General features: G+C 62.8%; 5 protein-coding genes and 1 pseudogene. 2 read left to right on the plus strand and 4 right to left on the minus strand.

Annotation, left to right across the window (positions count from 1 at the left end; translation table 11 throughout):
- A partial coding sequence (locus tag VK519_RS07875; RefSeq protein ID WP_324348790.1) for a hypothetical protein occupies window positions 1-198 on the minus strand: 198 nt, incomplete at its 3' end.
- Between the two features lie 215 nt (window positions 199-413).
- Between VK519_RS07875 and def the strand changes: the two genes are divergently transcribed.
- A complete protein-coding gene (gene def, locus VK519_RS07880) occupies window positions 414-950 on the plus strand; it encodes a peptide deformylase (RefSeq protein ID WP_324348791.1) in 537 nt (178 codons plus the stop codon).
- Here the strand turns inward: def and VK519_RS07885 are convergent.
- Window positions 947-1117, minus strand: a complete 171-nt coding sequence (locus tag VK519_RS07885) for a hypothetical protein (protein ID WP_324348792.1) — start codon at window positions 1115-1117, stop codon at window positions 947-949. The genes def and VK519_RS07885 overlap by 4 nt on opposite strands.
- 706 nt (window positions 1118-1823) lie before the next feature.
- Between VK519_RS07885 and VK519_RS07890 the strand changes: the two genes are divergently transcribed.
- Window positions 1824-2150 (plus strand): HU family DNA-binding protein, encoded by a 327-nt coding sequence (locus VK519_RS07890; RefSeq protein WP_250625101.1) that lies wholly within the window; start codon window positions 1824-1826, stop codon window positions 2148-2150.
- A 124-nt stretch (window positions 2151-2274) separates the two neighbouring features.
- Here the strand turns inward: VK519_RS07890 and pyrF are convergent, their stop codons facing one another.
- Both pyrF and ettA read right to left on the minus strand, forming a co-directional pair.
- Window positions 2275-3087 carry an orotidine-5'-phosphate decarboxylase gene (gene pyrF / locus VK519_RS07895; RefSeq protein WP_324348794.1) on the minus strand — a complete coding sequence of 271 codons (813 nt, stop codon included), beginning with the start codon at window positions 3085-3087 and terminating at the stop codon, window positions 2275-2277.
- A gap of 50 nt (window positions 3088-3137) precedes the next feature.
- Window positions 3138-4794 (minus strand): annotated as a pseudogene (gene ettA, locus VK519_RS07900) (energy-dependent translational throttle protein EttA).
- Window positions 4795-4991: the final 197 nt, after the last annotated feature.

A 4991-nucleotide genomic window follows, 5' to 3' on the forward strand; every position in this document is an offset into this window, starting at 1 on the left:
TACCTGGGTAGCGATCATCCGGCTGTAGAAGCGGTAGCCGATCATGAACACCGCGATGGACGCGGCCACGACCCAGATCGCATTGATCGGTTCGCCGCGGCGCAGGGCGACTACGCCCAGGCACCAGGCACCGATGATGGCGATGACGGCCCAGAGGATCTTTCCTGCCGGGCTGGCCTTTGCAGTTGCAACATTCATGGACGAGGACTCCCCGTGAGACTGTTACAAGGGTCGTCCTGACCACCCCGGGGGTCAATGCTTAAGCGGGTTCGCGGGCATTAGCCATTGGTCGAATGCGCTCCGGATCCACCGGCCTGAACAAGGCGTCTTCCGGGGCTTGCTTCCCGCGCGGGGGGATGCCATACCTATCGATGCATGCCCCGCCGGGGCGCCACGCATTCAAGGAGCGAGCCGTGATCCATGAAATCCTGAAGATGGGCGACCCGCGCCTGCTGCGCGTGGCACCGCCCGTGCCGCCGGCGATGGTCGGCAGCGATGAACTGAAAGCGCTGGTCCAGGACATGTTCGACACCATGTTCCACGCCGGCGGCGTGGGCCTGGCCGCGCCCCAGATCGGCGTGGACCTGCAATTGGTGATTTTCGGCTTTGACAGTAGCGATCGCTATCCCGATGCGCCGCCCGTACCGCGGACGATCCTGCTCAATCCGGTGATCACGCCGATATCGCAGGACATGGAAGAGGGCTGGGAAGGCTGTCTGTCGGTGCCTGGGCTGCGTGGGGCGGTGAGCCGCTACACGCTGGTTCGCTACCAGGGGATCGATCCGGATGGCCTGGCCGTTGACCGCACGGCGGAGGGTTTCCATGCCCGGGTGGTGCAGCACGAGTGCGACCACCTTATTGGGCGGCTTTATCCGTCAAGGATCACGGACTTCGCCAAGTTCGGTTTTACCGAGGTGTTATTCCCCGGTCTGGACGTGGCAGACGATTAGGCCGCTTTGTTAAGACGGGTGGCCACTTCGCGCAACCAGTCGTAGCCATCGTCCGGACCCACCATGGGGGCCGTGATGCCGGTGGCCGAGACCATCCCGGCAGGCGTCCAGGTGTAGAACGGCGCCTCGTTGGCGGCGGAGTATTCGCTATTGAAATCAAAGGTCATGATGATGTTTCCAAAGTCTAGGTCGGTCGCTCGGGAAGGGATTTCCCCGGCTCGGCGCCCGTTGCATGTCTTTGAACACGCCAGCGCCTTTTAGGTTCCCCCCAATGGTGGGGACAGCCACGAAAATTTAAAGTCTACGTAACAAATGGTACGCCCGTTCGACTGCCCTGGCGAGTACCCGAAGGGGCACTAGAGTGTTCTTGATAGCGAACGGTTAAGGAAACGTTACGAAAAAACGCAGGATTCTCGGTATTGCACCCGGGTTTATTACGAGAAATCGCTCATTCTTCGTTCCTGCGCCGTGGGCCCGAACTCCCAGCCACGTGACAAGTTTGGGGTCCAAGTTTGGGGTCAGATCCATTTCCCCGCCCCAGGCATTCCGCAAATACGACACCCGCCCCCGGGCAATGGCTCTGACCCCCAGACGCTCAAACGCCTCTACCCATCCCCCAACACCTTCAAATTCCTATCGCCACGCCGGGGCCACGACCTCAACTTTCAGCCCTCAAGCCCCCTCCTCAACCCCCGCAAATGGGGGCTTGCATTCTGCGCAGACTTCGGCATTAGGGCCTCAATACAGAAAAACCCGCAAAAAGCCTTAAAAAAGGACTGTTTTTTAGGTGTCGCTTGGCATTACAGTCCGTAACGGCGCCGGGGGCGCATCTACAACCGCTATAACTGACTTATCCCAATGAGGATCCATTAGATGGCTTCGATCAAACCTATCAAGGAAGTTCTGAACAAGACGGCCCTCGTGGCCCACATCGCGTCGCAGAGCGGCGTGGAGCCGAAGGGCGTCAAGGCCGTTCTGGTCGCGCTCGAAGAAGCCATGAGTGCCTCGGTGCACAAGAAGGGTGCCGGCCAGTTCGTGCTGCCGGGCCTGTTCAAGGTCACCTCGCAGGCGGTCGCCGCGAAGCCGAAGCGCAAGGGCAAGAACCCGTTCACCGGTGAAGAGCAGTGGTTCGCTGCCAAGCCGGCCTCGATCAAGCTGAAGATCCGTCCGCTCAAGAAGCTCAAGGACGCTGCGGCCTGATCCAGCCGCAAGGCTTGAAAGGAAAAACGCCCCGAAAGGGGCGTTTTTTTTTGTCGTACCCGACCGAAGAGACCGCAGGGGTCAGAGTAATAACTCTGACCCCCAACCCCGGTTGTTCCCGCTGTCAGGAATCGGCCCGGCGGTGATCGTTGATGACATCACGCAGTGACTTCGCGGCCACGCCGGCGGCCGTAGCGAAGTCTTCCCCTTCGCTTGCGTAGATGATCGCGCGGGACGAGGAAATCATCAGGCCCGTGCCGTCGGCGGTGGCGCCGTGCGAGAGCACGGCGGCGATGTCGCCGCCTTGTGCGCCGATGCCGGGTACCAGCAATGGCATCTCACCGACCAGGGCGCGTACTTCACCCAGTTCCGCCGGCCACGTAGCACCCGTTACCAGGGCGCAGTTGCCGTTGTGGTTCCACTGGCGTGCGATGGTCTCGGCCACGCGCAGGTAGAGGGGCTCGCCACTGCAATCGAGCGCCTGGAAATCCCCGCCGCCGGGATTGGACGTGCGGCACAGCAGGATCACGCCCTTGTCCGCGCGTTCCAGGAAGGGGTCGATGGAATCGCGGCCGAGGTACGGGTTCAGCGTAACGGCATCGGCCTGGTAGCGGTCGAAGGCTTCGCTGGCGTAGTGCCTGGCGGTGGAGCCGATGTCGCCGCGCTTGGCGTCCAGGATCACCGGCACGCCCGGATGCTCGCGGTGGATGTAGGCGATGAGTTCTTCCAGTTCGCCTTCCAGCCGCTGTGCGGCGAAGTGGGCGATCTGTGGCTTGAAGGTGCATGCGTAGGGCGCCGTCGCGTCGACGATGGCCTTGCAGAAGTCGAGCACGTTCGTGGCGCCCGCCGGCAACCGGCCGGGCTCGGGATCCAGGCCCACGCAGACCAGGGTGTTTCGTTGGCGCCAGGCATCGCGCAGTTGCGTCATGAACGACATGGGTCGTGTCTCCTCATGCGAAACGGCCGCCCCGTGGGGCGGCCGTCGGGTCAGGCCAGCTTCTTGTACTTCACCCGCTTCGGGCCGGCATCGTCGCCCATGCGGCGTTTCTTGTCCGCTTCGTACTCGTTGTAGTTGCCAGGGAAGAATTCCACGTGGGAATCGCCCTCGAAGGCCAGGATGTGCGTGGCGATGCGGTCGAGGAACCAGCGGTCATGGGAAATCACCATGGCGCAGCCGGGGAATTCCAGCATGGCGTCTTCCAGGGCGCGCAGGGTTTCCACGTCCAGGTCGTTGGACGGTTCGTCCAGCAGCAGCACATTGCCGCCCTGCATCAGTGTCTTGGCCATGTGCAGGCGGCCGCGCTCGCCGCCGGAGAGGCTGCCGACGATCTTCTGCTGGTCGGTGCCCTTGAAGTTGAAGCGGCCGATGTAGGCGCGCGACTGCAACTCGTAACGCCCGATGGTGATGATGTCGGCGCCGCCGGACACTTCCTGCCACACGTTCTTCTTCGGATCCAGCGCATCGCGCGACTGGTCCACGTAGGCCAGCTGCACGGTATGGCCGAGTTTGACTTCGCCGCTGTCGGGCGTTTCCTTGCCGATAATCAGCTTGAATAGCGTGGATTTACCCGCGCCGTTGGGGCCGATCACGCCGACAATGGCGCCCGGTGGCACCTTGAAGCTCAGGTCGTCGATCAACATGCGGTCGCCGAAGCTCTTCGAAACATTCTTGAACTCGATCACTTCCTGGCCCAGGCGCTCGCCGGGCGGAATGTAGAGCTCGTTGGTTTCGTTGCGCTTCTGGTATTCGACGGAGTTCAGTTCCTCGAAGCGGTTGATGCGCGCCTTGCCCTTCGACTGGCGACCCTTGGCCGCCGAACGCACCCACTCAAGCTCGCGGGCCAGCGCCTTCTGGCGGCCCTTTTCGGACGCTTCCTCGCGGGCCAGGCGCTCGCCCTTCTGTTCGAGCCAATCGGTGTAGTTGCCCTTCCAGGGAATGCCGCGGCCGCGGTCGAGTTCAAGGATCCACTCAGCGGCGTTGTCCAGGAAATAGCGGTCATGGGTAACCGCCACGACGGTGCCGGGATAGTCGTGCAGGAACTGCTCGAGCCAGTCGACGGACTCGGCATCCAGGTGGTTGGTGGGTTCGTCCAGCAGCAGCATGTCGGGCTTGGACAGCAGCAGGCGGCACAGCGCCACGCGGCGCTTCTCGCCACCGGAAAGCGGGCCGATCTTCGCGTCCCAGGCCGGCAGGCGCAGCGCATCGGCGGCCACTTCCAGCTGGCGCTCGAGCGCATGGGCGTCGTTGGCGGCCAGGAGGTTCTCAAGCTTCTGCTGCTCTTCGGCGAGCTTGTCGAAGTCCGCGCCTTCCTCGGCATAGGCGGCGTAGATTTCATCCAGGCGCTTTTGCGCGTCGAGAATTTCCGACACGCCTTCCTCCACGGCCTCGCGGACGGTTTTTTCCGGATCCAGTTGCGGTTCCTGGGCCAGGTAGCCGATCTTGGTGCCGGGCTGGGCACGCGCCTCGCCCTGGAAGTCGGTATCGACGCCCGCCATGATCCTGAGCACCGTGGACTTGCCCGCACCATTCACGCCGAGCAGGCCGATCTTGGCGCCGGGGAAGAAGGAGAGCGAGATGTCCTTGATGATCTGGCGTTTCGGGGGAACGATCTTGCTCCCCGTTCATCGTGTAGATGTACTGCATGCTGGCTCCGTGGGGGATTTCAGGCGGGCCGCCGCCAGGGCGGTCCGCGCAAGGAAAAGGCAGGAAATTCCCCCATTATCCCCGATCAGGACCACGCTTGCCACGGAGCGAAGGAAGCCGCAAATTTCCGCGCGGCTCGGGCGGGTTCGCTGTGGGAGTGCATCGTCGCCGGGCCCACGGCGCCGGTTTATAGGCCG

Origin of the sequence: Pinirhizobacter sp., assembly GCF_035317885.1 — a bacterium.
Classification (GTDB): domain Bacteria; phylum Pseudomonadota; class Gammaproteobacteria; order Xanthomonadales; family Rhodanobacteraceae; genus Pinirhizobacter.